Source organism: Microbacterium sp. MTN4-26, assembly GCF_042846595.1.
Lineage (GTDB): Bacteria > Actinomycetota > Actinomycetes > Actinomycetales > Microbacteriaceae > Microbacterium > Microbacterium luteum.
In genome coordinates this window covers 33984-53500 of the sequence record NZ_BTGO01000002.1, presented here as the reverse complement: position 1 = coordinate 53500, position 19517 = coordinate 33984, and the positions used below count along the sequence as shown (strand labels likewise).

The 19517-nt window shown below is 71.2% G+C and carries 16 protein-coding genes; 4 read left to right on the top strand and 12 right to left on the bottom strand.

Going from position 1 to position 19517, the window contains the following annotated elements; translation table 11 throughout:
• Positions 1 to 106: 106 nt before the first annotated feature.
• The 12 genes from purH to ACGG9C_RS01765 all read right to left on the bottom strand — a co-directional run bounded on the left by purH (position 107) and on the right by ACGG9C_RS01765 (position 14896).
• Positions 107 to 1711: a bifunctional phosphoribosylaminoimidazolecarboxamide formyltransferase/IMP cyclohydrolase gene (gene purH, locus ACGG9C_RS01820; RefSeq protein ID WP_390178150.1), complete on the bottom strand. Its 1605-nt coding sequence runs from the start codon at positions 1709 to 1711 to the stop codon at positions 107 to 109.
• Positions 1712 to 1731: 20 nt separating this feature from the next.
• Complete coding sequence (purN, locus tag ACGG9C_RS01815; protein ID WP_194383614.1) at positions 1732 to 2328, bottom strand: phosphoribosylglycinamide formyltransferase; 597 nt, start codon at positions 2326 to 2328, stop codon at positions 1732 to 1734.
• 4 nt (positions 2329 to 2332) lie between these two features.
• Entirely contained in the window at positions 2333 to 3586 is a 1254-nt protein-coding gene (locus ACGG9C_RS01810; protein WP_194383615.1) for a DUF6350 family protein, read from the bottom strand.
• Between the two features lie 91 nt (positions 3587 to 3677).
• Entirely contained in the window at positions 3678 to 5228 is a 1551-nt protein-coding gene (locus ACGG9C_RS01805; RefSeq protein ID WP_194383616.1) for a polysaccharide deacetylase family protein, read from the bottom strand.
• Positions 5225 to 5773, bottom strand: coding sequence for a hypothetical protein (locus tag ACGG9C_RS01800; RefSeq protein ID WP_194383617.1), 549 nt, complete (start codon positions 5771 to 5773; stop codon positions 5225 to 5227). Before ACGG9C_RS01800 ends, ACGG9C_RS01805 begins: the two co-directional genes overlap by 4 nt.
• A gap of 36 nt (positions 5774 to 5809) precedes the next feature.
• Complete coding sequence (locus tag ACGG9C_RS01795; RefSeq protein WP_194383618.1) at positions 5810 to 6553, bottom strand: SUMF1/EgtB/PvdO family nonheme iron enzyme; 744 nt, start codon at positions 6551 to 6553, stop codon at positions 5810 to 5812.
• Positions 6554 to 6581: 28 nt separating this feature from the next.
• Positions 6582 to 7022 (bottom strand): nitroreductase family deazaflavin-dependent oxidoreductase, encoded by a 441-nt coding sequence (locus ACGG9C_RS01790; RefSeq protein ID WP_194383619.1) that lies wholly within the window; start codon positions 7020 to 7022, stop codon positions 6582 to 6584.
• A gap of 143 nt (positions 7023 to 7165) precedes the next feature.
• Positions 7166 to 8068, bottom strand: a complete 903-nt coding sequence (sucD, locus tag ACGG9C_RS01785) for a succinate--CoA ligase subunit alpha (protein WP_194383620.1) — start codon at positions 8066 to 8068, stop codon at positions 7166 to 7168.
• Between the two features lie 25 nt (positions 8069 to 8093).
• On the bottom strand, positions 8094 to 9260 hold the full coding sequence (gene sucC / locus ACGG9C_RS01780; RefSeq protein WP_194383621.1) for an ADP-forming succinate--CoA ligase subunit beta: 1167 nt from the start codon (positions 9258 to 9260) through the stop codon (positions 8094 to 8096).
• Between the two features lie 100 nt (positions 9261 to 9360).
• Entirely contained in the window at positions 9361 to 10893 is a 1533-nt protein-coding gene (locus tag ACGG9C_RS01775) for an FAD-dependent oxidoreductase (protein ID WP_194383622.1), read from the bottom strand.
• Positions 10894 to 10973: 80 nt separating this feature from the next.
• The gene (locus ACGG9C_RS01770) at positions 10974 to 12551 is read right to left on the bottom strand and encodes a chitinase (protein ID WP_194383623.1); all 1578 of its coding nucleotides are present in this window, start codon (positions 12549 to 12551) and stop codon (positions 10974 to 10976) included.
• On the bottom strand, positions 12548 to 14896 hold the full coding sequence (locus tag ACGG9C_RS01765; protein ID WP_390178149.1) for a glycosyltransferase family 2 protein: 2349 nt from the start codon (positions 14894 to 14896) through the stop codon (positions 12548 to 12550). The genes ACGG9C_RS01770 and ACGG9C_RS01765 overlap by 4 nt, the downstream gene beginning before the upstream one ends.
• Positions 14897 to 15101: 205 nt before the next feature.
• Here ACGG9C_RS01765 and ACGG9C_RS01760 point away from each other — a divergent pair, with 205 nt between their 5' ends.
• The 4 genes from ACGG9C_RS01760 to ACGG9C_RS01745 all read left to right on the top strand — a co-directional run bounded on the left by ACGG9C_RS01760 (position 15102) and on the right by ACGG9C_RS01745 (position 19514).
• The gene (locus ACGG9C_RS01760) at positions 15102 to 15758 is read left to right on the top strand and encodes a TetR/AcrR family transcriptional regulator (protein ID WP_194383625.1); all 657 of its coding nucleotides are present in this window, start codon (positions 15102 to 15104) and stop codon (positions 15756 to 15758) included.
• 74 nt (positions 15759 to 15832) lie between these two features.
• A complete protein-coding gene (locus ACGG9C_RS01755) occupies positions 15833 to 17062 on the top strand; it encodes an acyl-CoA dehydrogenase family protein (RefSeq protein WP_390178148.1) in 1230 nt (409 codons plus the stop codon).
• A gap of 85 nt (positions 17063 to 17147) precedes the next feature.
• The gene (locus ACGG9C_RS01750) at positions 17148 to 18299 is read left to right on the top strand and encodes an AI-2E family transporter (protein WP_194383627.1); all 1152 of its coding nucleotides are present in this window, start codon (positions 17148 to 17150) and stop codon (positions 18297 to 18299) included.
• A 171-nt stretch (positions 18300 to 18470) separates the two neighbouring features.
• Complete coding sequence (locus ACGG9C_RS01745) at positions 18471 to 19514, top strand: ATP-dependent DNA ligase (protein WP_390178147.1); 1044 nt, start codon at positions 18471 to 18473, stop codon at positions 19512 to 19514.
• Positions 19515 to 19517 lie beyond the last annotated feature (3 nt).

Sequence of the window (19517 nt, the reverse complement as noted above, 5' to 3'; positions counted from 1 at the left end):
GGGACATGGTGATGAGGTGGGGATGCCGGCGGGCGGCAGGGCCTGCCGGGGCGGCAGGGATGCCGGCGGACGACGGGGCGTGCCGGGGCGGCACATCCCCGGGGCGTCAGTGGAAGAAGTGGCGCTCGCCGGTGAAGAACATCGTCACCCCGGCGTCGCGGGCGGCATCGACGACCTCCTGATCGCGCACGGATCCACCCGGCTGGATGATCGTCGTGATGCCCGCGTCGATGAGCACCTGGGGCCCGTCGGCGAAGGGGAAGAACGCATCGGATGCGGCGATCGACCCTGCCGCACGGTCGCCTGCCCGCTCGACGGCGAGGCGGCACGAGTCGACGCGGTTCACCTGCCCCATGCCGATGCCGACGGTCGCGGAGTTCTTCGCCAGGACGATGGCGTTCGACTTCACCGCGCGGCACGACTTCCATGCGAAGATGAGGTTCGTCATCTCCTCGTCGCTCGGACGCTCGCCGGAGACCAGCTCCCAGTCTTTCGCCACCGACTCGATGTCGTCGGGGAACCGGTCGGCATCCTGGAGCAGCAGACCACCCGACACCAGGCGCACATCCATGCTCTCCTGACGCCAGTCGGCGGGCAGCTGCAGCACCCGAAGGTTCTTCTTCAGCGCGAAGACCTCCAGCGCTTCCGGCTCGAAGTCGGGCGCCACGATCACCTCGGTGAAGATGTCGCGCAGGTTCTCGGCCATCTTGAGCGTCACGGTGCGGTTGGCCGCGATGACGCCGCCGAAGGCCGACACCGGGTCGCACTCGTGCGCGCGCAGGTGGGCGCTCGCGATCGGGTCGAGGGCCTGCGGCGCCGCGACGGCGATGCCGCACGGGTTCGCGTGCTTGATGATCGCCACGGCGGGCTTGATCATGTCGAAGGCCGCGCGCAGCGCCGCATCCGCATCGATGTAGTTGTTGTAGGACATGCCCTTGCCCTGCAGCTGCGTCGCCTGCGCGATGCCGTGACCGCCGACCCGGGAGTAGATCGCGGCGCGCTGGTGCGCGTTCTCGCCGTAGCGGAGTGTCTCCAGGCGCTCCGCCTTGATGGTGAGGTGCTCGGGCAGCTCCTCCTCCACGAGCGTGCCCTCGGCGAACCACGTCGCGACGGCGGTGTCGTAGGCGGCGGTGTGCGCGAAGGCGCGCGCGGCGAGATCCTTGCGCTGCGTCAGACTCGTCCCGCCGGAGCCGACGGCCTCGACGATGGCGGGGTAGGACTCGGGCGAGACGACGATGGCGACGTTCGCGTAGTTCTTGGCCGATGCGCGCACCATCGCGGGTCCGCCGATGTCGATCTGCTCGACGACGGCGTCGCCTTCGGCACCGGAGGCGACCGTCTGCACGAACGGGTAGAGATTGACCACGACGAGGTCGAAGGGCCGGATGCCGAGATCGGCCAGCTGCGCCTCGTGGTGCTCCAGCCGCAGGTCCGCCAGGAGGCCCGCGTGCACGCCGGGGTGGAGCGTCTTCACGCGCCCGTCGAGCGACTCGGGGAACCCGGTGACCGCCGCGACGTCCGTCACGTCGTGCCCGGCCTCGCGGATGGTCGCTGCGGTCGAGCCGGTCGAGACGATCTCGACACCCGCCCCGGCGAGGGCCTGAGCGAGCTCCAGCAGTCCGGTCTTGTCGCTCACCGAGATCAGGGCTCGGCGAATCGGGACGACGTCGCGGTCGCGGTACAGGTACGGGTCGTGGCTGGGACCGGCCATGGGACTCCTTCGTTCGGTGGTCAGGTCGTGGATGCTGCGGCGGACAGGTCGAGCTCTCCCGACGCGATGCGCTGCACCACGTCGATCAGGAGGCGTCGCTCGACCGGCTTGATGCGGTCGTGGAGGGTGTGCTCGTCGTCGCCGGGGAGGACCGGGACGCGCTCCTGGGCGAGGATGGGGCCGGTGTCCACGCCGCTGTCGACGACGATGACGCTCGCACCGGTGCGGTCGACTCCGGCCGCGAGCGCATCGCGCACGCCGTGAGCGCCGGGGAACTCGGGCAGGTGCGCCGGGTGGGTGTTGATCAGGCGCGGCGCCCACTCGTCGACGAGGGATGCCGGCAGCAGTCGCATGAGTCCGCTGAGCACGACCAGGTCGGGCTTCCACACCGCCAGGTGGGAGCCGAGCTCGGCTCCCCACTCCTCACGGGAGGCGTATTCCTCCCAGGGCACGAGGAAGGTCGGGATGCCGTAGGCCTCGGCGTGGGCGAACCCGTCGGCCTCACGGTCGGCGCCGACGGCGACGATGCGTGCGGGGAAATCCGGCTCTGCCGCCGCGTCGAGAAGAGCCCGAAGGTTCGACCCGGCACCGGAGATGAGGACGACGACCGAGAGCACCCGGTCAGTCTAGCGGCGGTGCGACACGTTCCCCGCGGGGCTCCTCCCCCGCCATCCAGGCGCGGGCGCCGCGGGGTGACAGCAGCAGGATCGCCACCCCGACGAGGGTCTCGAGCCCGACCGCGAGAGCCACTGCGCCGGGATCGGGGCCGACCTCGGTCAGCCGGCCGGGCCCGAGTGATCCGGATGCCGCCCAGGAGAGCACAGCGGCGACCCCCGCGGCGCCGGCGGCGATGCCGAGCGCGGTGACGATGCGCGGCGCCCACTCCTCGGTCTCCGAGGCGGCCAGGCGCGATCGCGCCACCCATCCGGCGAAGGCCCCGGCCGCGATCGGCACGAGCACGAGCATCAGCAGCCACGTGCTGGTCGAGTCGGGAACGGCACCGAGCAGGGGGATGCCCGGGAGCACGCCCACGGTCGTGCCTCCGGGTGCCGCGGCGGCGCCGGCACCGAGTGCGACGCCGGGTCCGGCGACGAAGGCGAGCCCCCACACGATGAGCGTCGGGAGGTAGGCGAGCTGCCCGAGGGTGAGCACGATCGCGCCGAGCGCGTCGACGTGGGCGGATTGGAACAGCGCCAGGATCTCGCCGATGCGGAGAGTGATCGCCACGGCCACGATCAGCGCTCCAGCCCCGACGAGCACCGTGATGACCACGGCGACGCCGCGTGCGATCTCCCCCGGGACCTCGCTCCACGCGGCCGAATCCCCCTCGGCCCGATCACGCAGGTCGGCGATCAGACCCTCGGGCGACTCGCGCCACTCGGTCACGACGGCGGCGACGGTCAACGGCACCGCGTAGACGAGCGCGGGCGCGGCGATCGCGATGACGGGGTCCACCGCGGCGACGGGGTTCGCCCCGGTCAGGGCGACGGCCGCCGCCGCGGCGGTGAACACGAGCAGACCGGTGATCGCCCCGGTCGCCCAGGACTCTGCCCGCGAGGCGCGAATCCCGGAGCGCGCACCGGCCAGCGCGGTGAAGACGACGAAGGCGAGCGGGGCGAGCGACAGCGTGAACGTCGAGGCGTCGGCGTCGACACCCGCGGCGACCAGGTAGTCGTCGGTGAGCGCGACGTCGACGGGCACGAGGTGACCGAACTGCCAGATCGTCGCCGACGCCGGCCACAGCGCCCCCCAGTCGGGCGCGGCCAGACCGATCACCCAGATCAGGGTCAGCGGCGCGAAGACGGCGGCCACGCCGACGGCCGCCGCGACGGCGGAATCGACGGCGGCGAGGAGGGCGACGGTGAGGCGATGCATGCGCCATCGACCCTACCCACGCCGAACGCGCGCTCCGTGCACGCCGCGGCGCTCTCGCCACGCTGTCAGCCAAACGCGTGGCGGGCGGGGTTCAGCGTGCGGACTGCCAGGCGCCGCCGCCGGGGAAGGCACCGCCGAACAGCTGCTGCACGGTCACCAGCACGAAGCCGCGGTCGCGCAGACCCGACATCACCGCATCGACGGTGCGGCCGGTGTTGGCGTGGATGTCGTGCTGCAGCACGATCGAGCCCGGGCGCGGCTGCGTGACCGCGCGCCGCAGCAGCTCGTCGTCGCTGATCTGCTTCCAGTCCTCGGTGTCGACGTCCCACAGGATCGCGGGCAGGCCCGCCTCCTTCAGCACCTCGCGGTTCCACTCCCCGTACGGCGGACGGAAGGCGCGCACGGCCTCTCCGGAGGCGGTCCGCAGGGCGACGGTCGTGTCGCCGATCTGCGCGCGCACCTCCTCCGGCTCCAGGGTCGTCAGATCAGGATGGTTCCAGGTGTGGTTCTCGACGAGATGACCCTCAGCGGTCGCCCGCGAGAGCGTTTCCGCCCAGCCCGCGGCCTTCTGCCCGAGGGCGAAGAAGGTCAGCCCGGCGTCGTGCTCCCGCGCGGCGTCGAGAATCGCCGACGTCCACTGCGACGGGCCGTCGTCGTAGGTCAGCGACACGCAGGGATGCAGCTCGCAGTCGACCTCGCGCGCACCCTCGGGCGGCCCGGCCGGCGCGGTGAACGGCGCCGCCGCGACCACCGCGGAGACGAGGTCGGCACCGGTCCCGCTCACGAGCTCGGCGGACCGGGGCGGCGCGACGGCGACAGCGACCGGATCGGTCGTCGCGGCGATCCCGAGCGCCTCCAGTTCCGGGGCCCGGAACCCCGCCGGGATCGTCACCACCAGGGATCCGTCGGCGGCGGGAACGGTGGTCGCGAGCGCCGCGTCCAGGAGCACCACCGCCTCCTCATCCGGGGGCGTGACCGGGGCCAGCGACAGCGAACCGGCCTCCCGACGGATCGCGTCGACGACGTCCTCCCACAGCCGATCCGCGGCGCCGTCGGCCCACAGCGCGGCCGGCGCGATGAGGCGGCCGTCGTCGACGTCGATGTAGCGCAGGGTCGTCGCGTCGTCCGTGACCTCGCCGGAAGCTCCGGTGACCGTGCGGATGCGCTGTCCGATCATGGCGCCTGCGGCGACGACGACGTCGCACACCACCGCCGTCCCCGACCCACCGACCGGGCCCAGGGCGGGATCGGCGAGCACGTCGGCCGCGGGCAGCAGGGTGGATCCCGTGACGCAGTCGCGATCGCCGAGTCCGGCGTCCGCGTCGAACACCTGCGGGCTGTAGACGTCGCCGGTGGCCGCCTCCTGCCCGTCGATCGCCGCGCGAACCGCCGGCAGCGCCACCTCTTCGACGGCGGGAACGCCGGGGAGGCGCATCCATCGCGATTGCACGCGCACGTCGTCGTTGCGGATGCGCTCGCCCACCAGCCCGGGCACGGATGCGGCCTCGATCGGCGCGGGCACCTCGACGACGCTCACGTGGGGGGCGGGCCAGGTCGGCGGCCGCCAATCGACGTCGGTCGGCACGGCGCACGCGGTGAGAGCGAGAACCGCCACGAGGCCGCCGGCCGCGAGACGCCTCACGCGGGGACCCCGTCGAGGCGGATGCCGTCGAGGATCAGCGCGAGAGCCGTGACGTAGTCGTCCAGGTCGGCCTCGGGCGACGCCTCGGCCGTCACGAGCACTGTCGCGGTTCCGCCGTCGCCGACCGTCGCGACGAACCGTCCGTTCTGGAACGCGTGGCGCGCGTCGAGCCCCGACGCGAGCCTCTCGGTGACGGCGTCCGACGCGACAGCGACCTCGGCGGACACCTCCTCGGCATCGCCGTCGTCTGCGACGAGCGACACGGTGAGACCCGCATCCGGGGAACTCAGCCGCAGGGTGTCGTCGAACGGCGAACGTCGCACCACCCAGCCGGCGGGCACGAGCACCGTGGCCGTGCCGTCATCGGCGATCGGCACCGTCGTCTCGTCCGCCACGGCCTCGGCCGACAGATTCGCCAGCACCGGCGGCAGCACCGTCACGGCAAGCAGTCCCACGATGACGGCGATCACCGCCGACACCCCCGCGACGACGATCAGCGCTTCGCGTGCGCGCCACCGCGCCGCGGCATCCCCAGCCGGCCCCATGACCCACAGGTTATCGAGACCGAGCGGCTCCGGCGGTCAGCGGCGCGGCGTCCATCCCGACGGCAGCGGGCCGTCCGGGTCGCCGCGTTCGGCATCCGCGCGGGCCGACCATCCCTGCGCGGCGTCGACGGCGTCGAAACCGCCGCGGGCCAGCCGCATCCCGACGTCGTCGTGGTGCATGCGCGGCCCGCCGCCGCGTCGCGCTCCGGCGCGGACGCTGTGGGCGTCGTCGGCGAAGCCACCGCCGCGGAACACCCGGTAATCGCCGTAGCGAGCGGGATCGAGCAGATCCCAGCACCACTCCCAGACGTTCCCGAGCGTGTCGAACAGACCGAAGAGGTTCGGATGCCGCGCGCCGACGTCGTGGGGAGCGGACAAGCCGTCGGCGGCCGTCCAGGCCACCTCGGCCAGCGGCCCGTAGTGCGCGCCGGTCGATCCGGCTCGGCAGGCGTACTCCCATTCGGCCTCGGTCGGCAGCCGGAACCCGTCGGAGTCCACGTGCCACGTCACCTCGTCGCCGTCGACGGCATAGGCGGGATCCAGCCCCTCCCACTCCGATGCCGCGTTGCACACGCGCACCGCCCGCAGCCACGAGATGTGCGTCGCCGGCCGTCGGGGGTGCTGCGCGGTCTCCCCCAGCAGCTCGCCGAGTTCCGCCTGCGTGAGCGGGAACCGGGCGATCTCGAAGGGCTCGAGGTCGACCGCGCGTCGGATGCTGCGCCGCGCGTCGTGAAGCTCGACACGGCCGGCGGGCAGGCGCGCGGTCTCAATCTCGCTCATCGCGCCGGTGAGAACCGGACCCGCTGCCTCACGCCTCGCGGGGCTCGAGGACGAAGACCGCGATCTGCCGATCGGTCTTCGCCTGGTAGGCGTCGTAGTCGGGCCAGACCTCCGCGGCGCGCTTCCACCAGAGCTCGCGCTCCTCGCCGGAGAGCTCGCGGGCGTCGTAGTCCCGCTTGTCGGCGCCGTCCTGCAGCTCCACATGGGCGTGAGCACGCATGTTCGCGGCCCAGCGAGGCTCATCGGGCGCGCCGCCCTTCGAGGCGACGACGGCGTAGCGGCCGTCGTGCTCGACCCGCATCAGCGCCGTCTTGCGCAATCCGCCGCTGGTGGCCCCGACGGTCGTCAGCACGATGATCGGCACCCCCCGCAGCGTGTTCGCCTCGGTGCCACCGGAGGCCTCGAACTGCTCGGCCTGGTTGCGTGCCCATTCGGACGTGGACGGGATGTACTCACCACTCAACGGCATGCCGCCAGCCTACGCCGCCGCGCGCGGGCGCAGCCGATCCCCGTCACCGAACCGCCCCTCTCGACGCGAACCACCCCTCTGCCCACCGTCCCGAAAGGGCCGGCTCGCGTGCAGAGGGGTGGTTCGGCGAGAGAAGGGTCAGATCACAGACCCTCGATGATCTCTCGCATCAGTGCGGCGGTCTCGGACGGGGTCTTGCCGACCTTGACGCCGGCGGCCTCGAGGGCCTCCTTCTTCGCCTGTGCGGTTCCGGCCGAGCCCGACACGATCGCGCCGGCGTGGCCCATGGTCTTGCCCTCGGGCGCGGTGAAGCCGGCGACGTAGCCCACGACGGGCTTGGTGACGTTCGCCTTGATGAAGTCGGCTGCGCGCTCCTCGGCGTCGCCCCCGATCTCGCCGATCATGACGATCGCCTTGGTCTCGGGGTCGGCCTCGAACGCCTCGAGCGCGTCGATGTGCGTCGTGCCGATGACGGGGTCGCCGCCGATGCCGATGGCGGTCGAGAAGCCCAGGTCGCGCAGCTCGAACATCATCTGGTAGGTCAGCGTGCCCGACTTCGACACGAGCCCGATCGGACCCTTGCCGGTGATGTTGGCCGGGGTGATGCCGACGAGCGACTCACCGGGGGTGATGATGCCCGGGCAGTTCGGCCCGATGATGCGAGTGGTGTTGCCCTTGCTCTTGGCGTAGGCCCACGCCTCGGCGGTGTCGCCGACCGGCACGCCCTCGGTGATGACGACGAGCAGCCCGATCTCGGCGTCGATGGCCTCGATCATGGCGTCCTTCGTGAACGCGGGCGGCACGAAGGCGATCGACACGTCGGCGCCGGTCTTCTCCATCGCTTCGGCGACCGAGCCGAAGACGGGGAGCTCGACGGCGTTGCCGTCCTTGTCGGTGTGGGAGACGGTCGTCCCGGCCTTGCGGGCGTTGACGCCGCCGACGACGTTCGTGCCGGCCTCCAGCATCAGCGCGGTGTGCTTGGTGCCTTCGCCGCCGGTGATGCCCTGGACGATGACCTTGGAATCCTGGTTGAGGTAGATCGACATTTTCTGGTCCTTATCCGGATGCGGTTCAGGCGGCGGCCAGCTCGGCGGCCTTGTCGGCGCCCTCGTCCATGCCCGCGGCGAGCGTGACGAGGGGGTTGTTCGCGGCGGCGAGGATGGCGCGGCCTTCCTCGACCTGGTTCCCGTCGAGGCGCACGACCAGCGGCTTGGTCGCGGCGTCGCCCAGGATCTCGAGGGCCTTGACGATGCCCTCGGCCACGGCGACGCACGACGTGATGCCGCCGAACACATTGACGAAGACGCTCTTGACCTGCTCGTCGCCGAGGATGACATCCAGTCCTGCGGCCATGACGGTGGCGGAGGCGCCGCCGCCGATGTCGAGGAAGTTCGCCGGCTTCACGCCGCCGTGGCCCTCGCCGGCGTAGGCGACGACGTCGAGGGTCGACATGACCAGGCCCGCGCCGTTGCCGATGATGCCGACCTCGCCGTCGAGCTTGACGTAGTTGAGGCCGGACTCCTTGGCCTTGGCCTCGAGCGGGTCGGCCGCGCCCTTGTCCTCGAGCTCCTCGTGCTCGGGGTGACGCACCTCGCTGGCGTTCTCGTCGAGCGAGACCTTGCCGTCCAGGGCGATGATCTCGCCCTCCTCGGTGCGCACCAGCGGGTTGACCTCGACGAGGGTCGCGCCCTCGCCGGTGTAGACGTCGTACAGCTTCACGAACACGTCTGAGACGGCCTCGACGAGGTCGTCGGGGAAGTTGGCGGCTTTCGCGATCTCGACGGCCTTGGCCTTGTCGATGCCTCCCAGCGGGTCGACCTCGACACGGGCGAGGGCTTCGGGCTTCTCGACGGCGAGCTGCTCGATCTCCATGCCGCCCTCGACCGAGCACAGGCTCAGGTAGGAGCGGTTGGAGCGGTCGAGCAGCACAGAGAAGTAGTACTCCTCGGCGATGCGGGCACCGGCGGCGACCATGACGCGCTGGACCACGTGCCCCTTGATGTCGAGGCCGAGGATGGCCTGCGCGGCCTCGTAGGCCTCGTCGGGGGTCTTGGCGACCTTCACACCGCCGGCCTTGCCGCGGCCTCCGGTCTTGACCTGGGCCTTGACGACCACGACACCGCCGAGCTTCTCGGCCGCCGCGCGCACCTCCTCCGGCGTGTCGGCGACGATGCCCGGGAGCACCGGCACCTCGTACTTCTCGAACAGATCGCGTGCCTGGTACTCGTACAGATCCACAGTGCGTTCCTTCGCTGTTGCGATGGGTGGGTGATGTGGTGAACCTTCTCGGCGCCGAGGATTCGCTTGACGTCGAGATATCGACCGGTCCCCCAGCCTACTATCCTGCGGCGACCTCTCCCGGCACACGGGGCAGCCGCTGCAGGTCGCAGACGGCCGGTCCTTCGATGCGCAGACCGGCGGCGGTGAATCGGGATGCGTGGAGCGGACAGTCCCACGAGCCCTCGGCGTCGTTCCACGCGAGCACTCCGCCCAGGTGGGGGCAGACGGCGTTCACGGCGCGGGTGACGCCCTGCACGGTCGAAACGCCGACGGGGTGACCCGCGCGATTGACGACGACGCCGTCGCCCTCGGCGGGGCGTGCGACGGGCACCGCGCGGCGCTGGGCGCCCACCCATCCGGATGCCGCCTCCCAGCCCACCCGCAGGTTCTCGATCCCGCCCCGGCCGAGATCGGCGGGCACGGTGAACCGGCGGGAGATGAGGTTCATCCACGCGGGCCGCTCCCGTCGGGGCGTGCGGGTGACCTCGGCGGCGATGCGCAGCGCCGCGGCGGGGCCGTTGGACAGTCCCCACTTGCCGAATCCGGTCGCGAAACGAACCCGGCCGAGCGTGCGCGGCATGACGCCGACGAACGGGATGAGGTCGTGCGACTCGTAGTCCTGCGCCGACCACGACGCGACGGGTTCCGCCCCGGGGATGTGCTCGCGCGTCCATGCGATGAGATCCGTCACGCACGCGCGCGGCGACGACGAGCGCCCCACCGGGTGCCCGTTTCCCCCGACCACGAGGCGTGCTCCGCCGTCGGGGCCGTCGGACGACGTGACCGACCGGAGGGAGCGGGTGGGCGCATCCACCGACAGGTAGAGCCCGTCGGGCACCTCGCCGTCGACGTCGAACGCGACGGCGTAGGAACGCAGGCCACGGGTCTTCGCGAAGTAGAGGCCGCGATCTGTCAGAGGCGCCCCGGTGGCCAGCACCACATCGCGCGCCGAGATGAAACCCGCGCTCGTCTCGAGCACGGGATGCGGCACCACGCGCAGCCCGGTGACGCGGATGCCGGTGTGGAGCGTCGCGCCGGCTTCCACCGCCGCCCGGGCGAGGGCGGCCGTGACCGCGTAGGGGTCGATCGCGACCTGATCGTCGAGCGCGACGGCATCGACGACCGGAAAGGGCAGCGTCGGATCGGGCGGCACACGACGCACCGGCAGCCCGGCCTCTCGCGCGGTCTCCATCTCGGCCGCCACCGTTTCCCCTCCCGCGGCGGACTGCGCGTAGGAGTACGCGGTGCGGCGTGTGAACGGGACGCCGGCCTCTGTCGCGAACGCCGTGAGCCACTGTGCGCCGTCGCGGTTCGCGTCGACGTATGCGCGCACGAGCGATGCGGGATGATGCGCGCGGAGTGTCGACAGGACGGACCCCTGCAGGAGGGACAGCTTTCCGGTGTTCGATCCCGAGGCCAGATGTGCCACCTCGCCGGCGTCGACCACCGCCACGTCGCGACCGGCCCGCGCCAGCAGCAGCGCCGTCGACAGACCGGTGATCCCCGCGCCGACGATCACGACGTCGGGGCGCCGGCCGTCCCACGGCTGCGACTGGACAGGGTCTGCGGTGCGGGTCCACAACGACGTCATGCCCTCATGCAACGCTGCGCGACTGCCTGCGACAACCGGGTTGACAGCGCCCCGGCGACCCGGCCGGATCGGCCGGGTCCTCAGTCGTCGGCGCCGGCTGCGACCTCGGCCACCTCCGCTGCGGTGAGCGCGCGCCACGGCGAGCCGTCCGGGTCGTCGCCGATCGCGGCGGGGCTGTCACCACTGGTCCACCACTTCGCCTCGAACGGCAGCCCTTCGAACTCGACCCGATCGCCGGCCTCGTAGTCGGCGGCGCCGTCCCACTCGTCGTAGGTGCCCTCCGGGACCGTCGGGATCTCGTAGGGCTTCTCTCCGGGCAGCACCGGCCCGATGAGGGTCCACGGGCTGTCCGCGGCGACCGTCAGCGGGTCGTCCGGCTGGTCGCCCTGCGTCCACCACTTCGCCTCGTAGACGTTCCCGTGCCACACCGTCTTCGTCCCGGCGAGATAGCGCGTGTTCTCGCCCCAGATCGGATAGGGGCTGGTCGCGGGATCGTCGACCGGTGTCGTCGGCTCCGGCGAAGCCGTCGGCGACGGGCTCGCGGTCGTGGTCGCGCGTGCGGCCGGCGCCGAGAAGCCGGCGTCGAGCACACCGGCGAAGGTGAGATCGCCCTGATCGACGCCGCTGCACAGATTGGAGACCACGGAGGTCACCGCGTAGTTGTCGCTGCACGATCGATCGCGGTTGAGCGACCACATCGAGACCCGGCCGAGTCCCTGCGCATGGGCCGACGCGTTCACCGCTTCGGCGTCGGCGAGGGTGAATACCTCAGCGGGGATGTCGTTCTGCCCGATCATCGGCGTCGTGCCGATCTTGGCCCACAGCACCGCATCGGCCTGGGCGTCGTCGGCCTCCGCGTAGAGCGCATCCAGCTGCGCGTGAAGTCCCTCGAGTGCGGAGTCGTTGACGGCGGCCATGGACCGGCCGTCGAGGTCGACGCCGTAGTCCATGGTCATGGCGTTCACCCCCGCCAGGTCGACGCCGGCGGCCAGGAACTGACGCACCTGGTCGATGCCGTCCGCCGTGAGGCCGGTGGGCGACACCGGAAGCGTCAGCCATACCTGCAGGTCTCGCGTCTCCTGCAGCTGCGCGACCGCCTCGGCGCGCCGCTCCGCGGCAGCGGCATCGGCGAGGTCGTCGTTCTCGATGTCGAGGTCGATGACCTCCACGTCGTAGCGGTCGATCGCGGCCGCGTACGCGGCGCGGGTCTGGTCAGCGGTGTCGCACGCCGTCGCCAGTTCCACGCCCGCGGCACCGCCGAAGGAGAGGACCACGTCGCCGCCGGCGTCGCGGAGCCGGGCGATCCGGCGGTCGAGGTCGAGGTCGCGCGCCGCCTCGCTCAGCGAGTAGGCACCTCCCCAGCTCGGTTCGCAGGCTTGGCCGCCGGTGGGGGCGGTCAGGAACGCCAGCACGACGCTCGCCTCGCTCTCGTCGGCGGGGTCCCCGAAGTCGTAGGTGGGCGTGAGGGTCACATCGACATAGGCCGCGAACCACGGGTCGTCGAACGACTGCACCACGGCCTGCGCCGCGACCCAGCGCACGCCGAACACGCCGCCCACGGCGACGACCGACACGGCGCCGACGCCGAGCAGCAGGCGCCACAGCGACAGCCGCTTTCCGGCGTGGGGCCCGGACGCCCGACCGCGCAGCGGGCTCATCGCACGACCTCCGGCGTCTGCTCATCCGAGGTCGCCGGCTCCGCTTCCGCCGGCGGCGGTGCGGCCGGCAGCGCATCCCGCACCGGCGCCACGGCGCGATGCGACTCGCCCGAAGCCGGGTAGCCCCGGTACAGCACCTCCCGCCAGTCGACCTCGGCGGCCTCCGACGCCGCGGCCGATGCCTTCGGACGCGTGTCGACCCACATCCAGTCGGTGAGCCCGAGCCAGGTGTCGGCCACCGACGCGCGCAGGCCGATGTTCTCCAGCGTCGCCCACAGCGCCGTCACGGCGTTGAACGCCGCGAACGCCGCCGTGCCCCAGTTCTCCGACTGCGCGTTCCACCACGTGGTGTACACCGAGAAGGCGATGATCGCCCACGGCGCTGCGACGTAGAGCAGCTGCGTGGCGGTGCGGTCCTTCACCTTGGGTGTGCGGGCGAAGGGGATCTTGCGGCCGGTCAGCGCCTGCTCGATCGACTTCAGCACGCCGGCGAGGTTCACCGGCAGCAGGATCAGGTTGAAGCCGTAGATGCGGAAGATGTCGATGCGGCGGTATCCGCAGTACTTCAGATCGCTCGCCTGTGCCAGGAAGTACGGCAGCGCCGCGAAGACCACCAGCGGGCTCAGCAGACGGCTGTCGAAGGGAAGGGTGAGCATGAGGATGAGCCCGAAGCTCGCCCACGCGAGCGAGGCCATGTAGTTGGTGCGCAGCATCCACTCGGCGAGGGAGACCGATCGCCCGGAGCGGTGGCGGGAACGGGCGAATCGCCAGAACTTCGGCAGGATCAGGAGCCCGCCGTTCGCCCACCGCCGGCGCTGCACGACCAGCGATCCGAAGTCCGGCGGCGTGGCGCTGTAGCTCAGCCGCTCGGGGTAGTTCGCCAGCGTCCAGCCGCGGTCGGCGATGTCGATACTCGACTCGGTGTCTTCGATCACGGTGCGGTCCTGCACGTATCGCCTGACCTCGAATCCGTCGACGGTGTCGATCTCGAGGATGTCGTCCAGCGCCTCCATGCGGATGACGGCGTTGGCCCCCACCCAGAACGTCGCGCCGTGCGCGGTCATGCCCTGGTGCAGGATGTGCTGGATGTCGGTCGAGGCGCCCGCGAGCCGTTCGATGCGCGTGGGAGCGCCTCGGAAGGACGAGTACGGCGTCTGCGTGACCGCGACCCGCTCGTTGCCCGGCTGCTCGAGGAAGTAGACCAGACGGATGCAGTAGTCCCGCAGCAGCAGCGAGTCGGCGTCGAGCGTGAGGAGGTAGTCGGCGTTCGGCACGATGAGGTCGGCCGAGGTGGAGCCGGCGACCGGGCGCAGGAGCGTTCCGCCGGGGCCGTGCTCCTCGCGATACCGACCTCCCATCAGGCCGATGTAGGAGTTGAGGTTCATCGCCTTGTTCGGCTCGTGCGACAAAGACGCGTACTGCTTGCGCTCGAAGGTCGTCAGCTCGGCGGTGAAGATCCGCACAAGGCGGCGTCGCATGTCGCGCACGTGCTCCACGGTGGGCGTGTCGCCGTCGGCCGCCGCGAGCGAGAGCGCCTGCGCGGTGAGGTCGAGGTCGGAGGCGAGTTCGCGGAGCACCTGATCGATGAAGAAGGTGTCGACGTGGTCTTCGTGCGGCCAGGTGCCGGCCATGTCGCGGAGCCACTGGGAGGCGAGGTCGTAGTCGGCCACGAGGTGCTCGAGCGCTTCGGCGTCGACGACGGGATCGGGCGTGTTCCCGAGGATCCACCGGTGTTCGAGGGCGAACAGATTCTCGGCGAAGCGCGCTCGCGGCATCTCCAGCGCCGTCGCGATCTCGGCCGCGATCCCCCGGGTCTCCTCGAGCCGTGCGCGGACGGCCGGGTCCGCGGGCGTCGGCGGATCATCCAGCAGCAGCACGACCCGCAGATCGGGATACTCCTGCAGCGCCGCCGACCACATCGTCTTGCGGATGACGCTGGTCTCCTCGGCGTAGGACGGCACCAGAACGGTCATCCCCGAGCCCGCGCGATGGGCGAAGTGACGATCGAGTTCTCCCCGGGGAATACGCGCGTGGTCGCGGAACCGGCCGAACGCGCCCGAGCGTGCCACGAGGTACATCAGCGCGGAGAAGCTGAGGAACGTGACGACGAGACCGTAGAGGATCGCCTCGAGCGTCGCGAGGACCCCCTCGCCGGAGAGGATGCGGGGCACGACCGTGAAGACGAGATATCCGACCCAGGCCGCGATCGTGACGATGATCGCCACACGCCCCCAGATGATCTTCATCTCGCTCGGCGTGCGATGCACCGTGTCCAGCGGTGTGCGGGTGCGCTCGGACCCCCACTGCGCCCGCCGCGACGACGGCTGCCGGTCGATTCTCCCCATGCGTGTTCTCCCCTCGGCGCGGCGGAACACATCCCCGTCGCGCGCCGTCGGCCACGCTAAGCGCGGGCGCCGGGAAGGTTCCGCGACGATGCGAAGACTTGAGGTGCCCTTGGCGGAATATTCGCCGCGCTGGGTCGAACGTCGGGAAATCCTCACGGAGATGGCGGGGTATGCTCCGGGGCATGCCGGCACCCGAGGACGACCGATGACCGACACCCGCACGGCGGTGATCGCCGCCGCCTTGGACCTCTTCGCCGAGCAGGGGTTCGAGGCCACATCGGTGGAGCAGATCGCCCGGGCGGCCGGGGTGTCGCGCTCCACGTTTTTCCGTCAGTTCGGGGGCAAGGACGACGTCGTCTTCGCCGACCACGAACTCCTCCTCGACCGTGCCCGCGCCCGGCTCGACAAGGGTCACGACGATCCGTGGGCGGCCGTGTGCGAGGCTTCGCTCGAGGTGTACCGGCACTTCGCCGCCGACCCCGACCTCGCCCGCCGCCGATACGCCGTCGTGCGGGGCGTGCCGGCGCTGCGCGATCGCGAGATCGTCACGGTGTTCCGGTACGAGCGCCTCTTCGACGAGTACCTGCGACGCGCGCTTCCGGGCCTCGACCCGGTCGACGCGGTGGGCTTCGCCGCCGCCGTCACCGCGGTGCACAACCACGTGCTCCGCCGCCTGCTGCGCGGCCCGAAGCGCGTGCCGGCGACCACGCTCGTCCGCGCCCTCGACGGGGTGCGGCGCCGTTACGGTGTTCTCGCCGACGACACCGCGGAGGAGACCGGCGACGTGGTCGTGGCGGTGTTCCCGCGGCGGATGCCCGCCGCGGAGGTGACCCGTCGGCTGCGCGGCAAGCTGGGTCCGTGACCCTATCTTGAGACTCAGTGCCGCCTCCGATGACACTCGGTTTCGCTAGACTCCGATGGGGCGAAAGGATTCTCATGAACGACACCTCCCTTCCGGGCGAACGCACGACGCGGTATGACCTCGGCGCGCGGCTCGACACCGACTACTACGCCGTCTTCACCGACATCGACGACGCCGACCGCGCCGCCTGGAACCGCGCGAAGGAGCTCGTCGACGAGGTCGCGCCCCTCATGCGCGACGCGTGGGACACCGCCTCCTACCCCGTCGAGGTCGTGGGCCGGATGGGCGAGCTCGACCTCTTCACCGACGGGATCGACCATCCCGACCTGACGCACCTGTCACCCCTGGGTGCCGGGCTGGTCAACATGGAGGTCTCGCGCGGCGACGGCTCACTCGGCACCGTGCTGGCCGTGCAGGGCGGGCTGGCCCTGCGCACCCTCGCCCTCTTCGGCAGCCCCGAGCAGCAGGCCCGATGGCTGCAGCCCCTCGCCCGAGGAGAGGTGCTCGGGGCGTTCGCGCTGACCGAACCCGACCACGGCTCCGACTCCGTCTCGCTCGAGACCGCCGCCCGCCGTGACGGCGACGGCTGGGTGCTGCGGGGAGCGAAGAAGTGGATCGGAAACGGCGCGTCGGGCGGCATCACCTTCGTGTGGGCCCGCGTCGACGACGAGGGCGCCGACGACCACGGCACGGTCCGCTGCTTCCTGGTCGAACAGGACACCCCGGGTTACACCGGCACCGTCATCACCGGCAAGGTGTCGCTGCGCGGCATCCACCAGGCGCACATCGCCCTCGACGACGTGCGCGTGCCGCGGGATGCGGTGCTGCCGGGCTCGCGCTCGTTCAAGGACGCATCGGTCGTGCTGTACTCCACGCGATCGGGCGTCGCCTGGTCAGCGCTCGGCCACGCCACCGCCTGCTATGAGGCGGCCCTGTCGTATTCCCAGCAGCGCATGCAGTTCGGCAAGCCGCTCGCGACCTTCCAGATGGTGCAGGAGCGCCTGGCGCAGATGCTCGAGGAGCTGACGGCGATGCAGCTGTACTGCCGCCATCTCGCCGACCTCGAGACCTCCGGCGGTCTCCGCCCGACGCAGGCCTCCCTCGCGAAGTATCACAACACGCGCGCCGCGCGACGGATCGCTTCCACGGCGCGCGACCTCCTGGGCGGCAACGGCATCCTGCTCGAGAACGGCGTCATGCAGCATCTCGCCGACATCGAGGCCATCCACACCTACGAGGGCACCGAGAGCGTGCAGGCGCTGCTCATCGGTCGGGACATCACGGGTCTGAGCGCTTTCGCCTGAGCACCCCGCCTGAGGCCCTTGCCGAGCCGGGCATCGGTGCGCAAGGGGGCAGTTCGGAAGGGCTCGTCTCGGTAGCCTCGACCCCATGGGCCTCTTCCGCCGCGAACCACAGCACGTTCAGCTCGATCCGTCCCTCGCCGAGGAGCAGACCAAGCGCGCTCCCTGGCGGCTCTGGACCGACGGATTCGGGATGCTGGCCACCCGCGCCATCCAGATCATCGTCGTCGTGATCGTCGCCGCCGCCGTGATCTGGGGCATGCGGCAGCTCACGGTCGTCGTCATCCCGCTGATGCTCGCGCTCATCATCGCGTGCGCGTTCTCACCGGTGATGGGGTGGCTCCGCGCCCGCGGGGTGCCCTCCGTGGTCGCCACCCTGCTCGCGCTGCTGGCGATCGTGCTCATCCTCTCGGGTGTCGGCTGGCTGATCGTGTGGGCGGTGCGCGACCAGTGGGATGAGCTCTACGCCTCGGCGCAGAGCGGCATCACCTCGGTCATCGAGTGGGCGCAGGGGCTGCCGTTCGCCCCGACGCAGGACGACATCGACTCATGGATCGCCACGGCGACCGACTTCGTCACGAGCGCGCAGTTCGGCTCGGGAGCTCTCGCGGGCGTCAGCGCGGTGGCGAACTTCGTCACCGGGTTCGTGCTGCTCGTGGTCATCCTCTTCTTCTTCCTCAAGGACGGCCCGCAGATGTGGGAGTTCCTCCTGCGTCCGTTCCGCGGCGACGACTACGTGCGCGCCCGCCGCATCGGCGACAAGACGGTGTCGGTGCTCGGGTCCTACGTGCGCGGCACCGCGACCGTTGCGCTCGTTGACGCCATCGGCATCCTGATCGGTCTGCTGATCCTGCAGGTGCCGCTCGCGATCCCGCTCGCCGTGCTCGTCTTCCTGCTCGCCTTCATCCCCATCGTCGGGGCGACGCTGGCGGGCACGCTCGCGGCCCTCGTCGCACTCGTGGCCAACGGCTGGGTCAACGCCCTGTTCGTCGTCGGCGTGGTCGTGCTCGTCAACCAGCTCGAGGGCAACTTCCTGCAACCGTTCCTCATGGGCCGGTCGATGAAGCTGCACGCCTTCGTCATCTTGGTCGCCCTGACCGTCGGCACGGTGCTCGGCGGCATCGTCGGCGCCGTTCTCGCGGTGCCGATCGCCGCGGCGGCGTGGGGCGTCATCCAGGTGTGGGACGGTCCGCACCGCCCCGCGCGCTGGGCGCGCCCGAAGGATCCGGTCGAGGCCTGACCCGCCCCTGCAGCACCGCGCGCTCCCCGAGGAGATCCCGCCTCCGGAGGACGCGCGGCCGCCCTTTCGTCCTCTCGAAGCGGGATTTCCTCCCGACCGGTCGCGATCGGGCGCGCCGCCTTCGCAGCTCCGGAGGATGCGGCAGGGCGGCGCGAGCGAGAGGATGAGCCCATGACCTACGACATTCCGCAGCCGATGCTGGCGAAGTCGGTCCCGACCGTGCCCGATCCGGCGAAGACGCCGGGCGGGTTGAGCTTCGAACCGAAGTGGGACGGTTTCCGCGCGCTGGTGTCCTTCGACGGCGAGAGCGTCGAGATCGGCAGCCGCGGCGCGAAGCCACTGACCCGGTACTTCCCCGAGCTGGTCGAGGCCTTCGCGCGCATCCTGCCCGAGCCGTGTCTCATCGACGGCGAGATCGTCGTGCCGCGCGGAGAGCCCGGTGCGCAGCGGCTCGACTGGGAGTCGCTGAGCCAGCGCATCCACCCGGCGGCGTCGCGTGTGACGATGCTCTCGGAGCAGACGCCGGCCATGCTGATCGCCTTCGACCTGCTGGCCCGCGGCGATCGCGACCTGCAGGGCGAGCCCTTCTCGACCCGGCGCGCCGAACTCGTCGATCTGCTCGGCGGCGTCCCTCATCCCGTGCATGTGACCCGCACGACCGCCGACGCCGCCGTCGCCGAGCGCTGGCTCGCGGAGTTCGAGGGCGCCGGCCTCGACGGCGTCGTCGCAAAGCCCCTGGATCAGCCCTACGCTCCGAACAAGCGCGCGATGTTCAAGATCAAGCACGCGCGCACGGCCGATGTCGTGACGTTCGGCTATCGCATCCACAAGTCCGGCCGTGGCGTCGGCTCCCTGCTGGTGGGCCTGTACGACGATGCGGGCGAGCTGTGGAACGTCGGCGGCGTGGCCGCGTTCAGCAACCAGCGACGCCTCGAGCTGGTCGACGAGCTCGAGCCGCTCGTGGTGCGCGACGACGACGGCGCCGCTGTGACCGGCGCGACCGAGAAGTCACGCTTCTCGGGTGGTCGTGACGCCGGCTTCGTGCGCCTTCGCCCGGGGCGGGTGCTCGAGGTGCGCTACGACCAGCTCGAGGGGCGCCGTTTCCGCCACACGGTGCAGTTCGCACGGTGGCGCCCCGACCGCGAGCCCGCGTCGTGCACCTACGACCAGCTCGACACCGTCAGCGCCTACGATCTCGGCGCGGTCCTGGTCTGAGTC

Excerpts from the sequence above, each read along its gene's own strand:
- ACGG9C_RS01745 (WP_390178147.1), top strand. The coding sequence starts at position 18,471 with ATGACCTACGACATTCCGCAGCCGATGCTGGCGAAGTCGGTCCCGACC.
- purH (WP_390178150.1), bottom strand. The coding sequence starts at position 1,711 with ATGGCCGGTCCCAGCCACGACCCGTACCTGTACCGCGACCGCGACGTC.
- ACGG9C_RS01810 (WP_194383615.1), bottom strand. The coding sequence starts at position 3,586 with ATGCATCGCCTCACCGTCGCCCTCCTCGCCGCCGTCGATTCCGCCGTC.
- ACGG9C_RS01750 (WP_194383627.1), top strand. The coding sequence starts at position 17,148 with ATGGGCCTCTTCCGCCGCGAACCACAGCACGTTCAGCTCGATCCGTCC.
- ACGG9C_RS01790 (WP_194383619.1), bottom strand. The coding sequence starts at position 7,022 with ATGCCGTTGAGTGGTGAGTACATCCCGTCCACGTCCGAATGGGCACGC.
- ACGG9C_RS01800 (WP_194383617.1), bottom strand. The coding sequence starts at position 5,773 with ATGGGGCCGGCTGGGGATGCCGCGGCGCGGTGGCGCGCACGCGAAGCG.
- sucD (WP_194383620.1), bottom strand. The coding sequence starts at position 8,068 with ATGTCGATCTACCTCAACCAGGATTCCAAGGTCATCGTCCAGGGCATC.
- ACGG9C_RS01795 (WP_194383618.1), bottom strand. The coding sequence starts at position 6,553 with ATGAGCGAGATTGAGACCGCGCGCCTGCCCGCCGGCCGTGTCGAGCTT.
- ACGG9C_RS01765 (WP_390178149.1), bottom strand. The coding sequence starts at position 14,896 with ATGGGGAGAATCGACCGGCAGCCGTCGTCGCGGCGGGCGCAGTGGGGG.
- ACGG9C_RS01770 (WP_194383623.1), bottom strand. The coding sequence starts at position 12,551 with ATGAGCCCGCTGCGCGGTCGGGCGTCCGGGCCCCACGCCGGAAAGCGG.
- ACGG9C_RS01760 (WP_194383625.1), top strand. The coding sequence starts at position 15,102 with ATGACCGACACCCGCACGGCGGTGATCGCCGCCGCCTTGGACCTCTTC.
- ACGG9C_RS01755 (WP_390178148.1), top strand. The coding sequence starts at position 15,833 with ATGAACGACACCTCCCTTCCGGGCGAACGCACGACGCGGTATGACCTC.
- ACGG9C_RS01775 (WP_194383622.1), bottom strand. The coding sequence starts at position 10,893 with ATGACGTCGTTGTGGACCCGCACCGCAGACCCTGTCCAGTCGCAGCCG.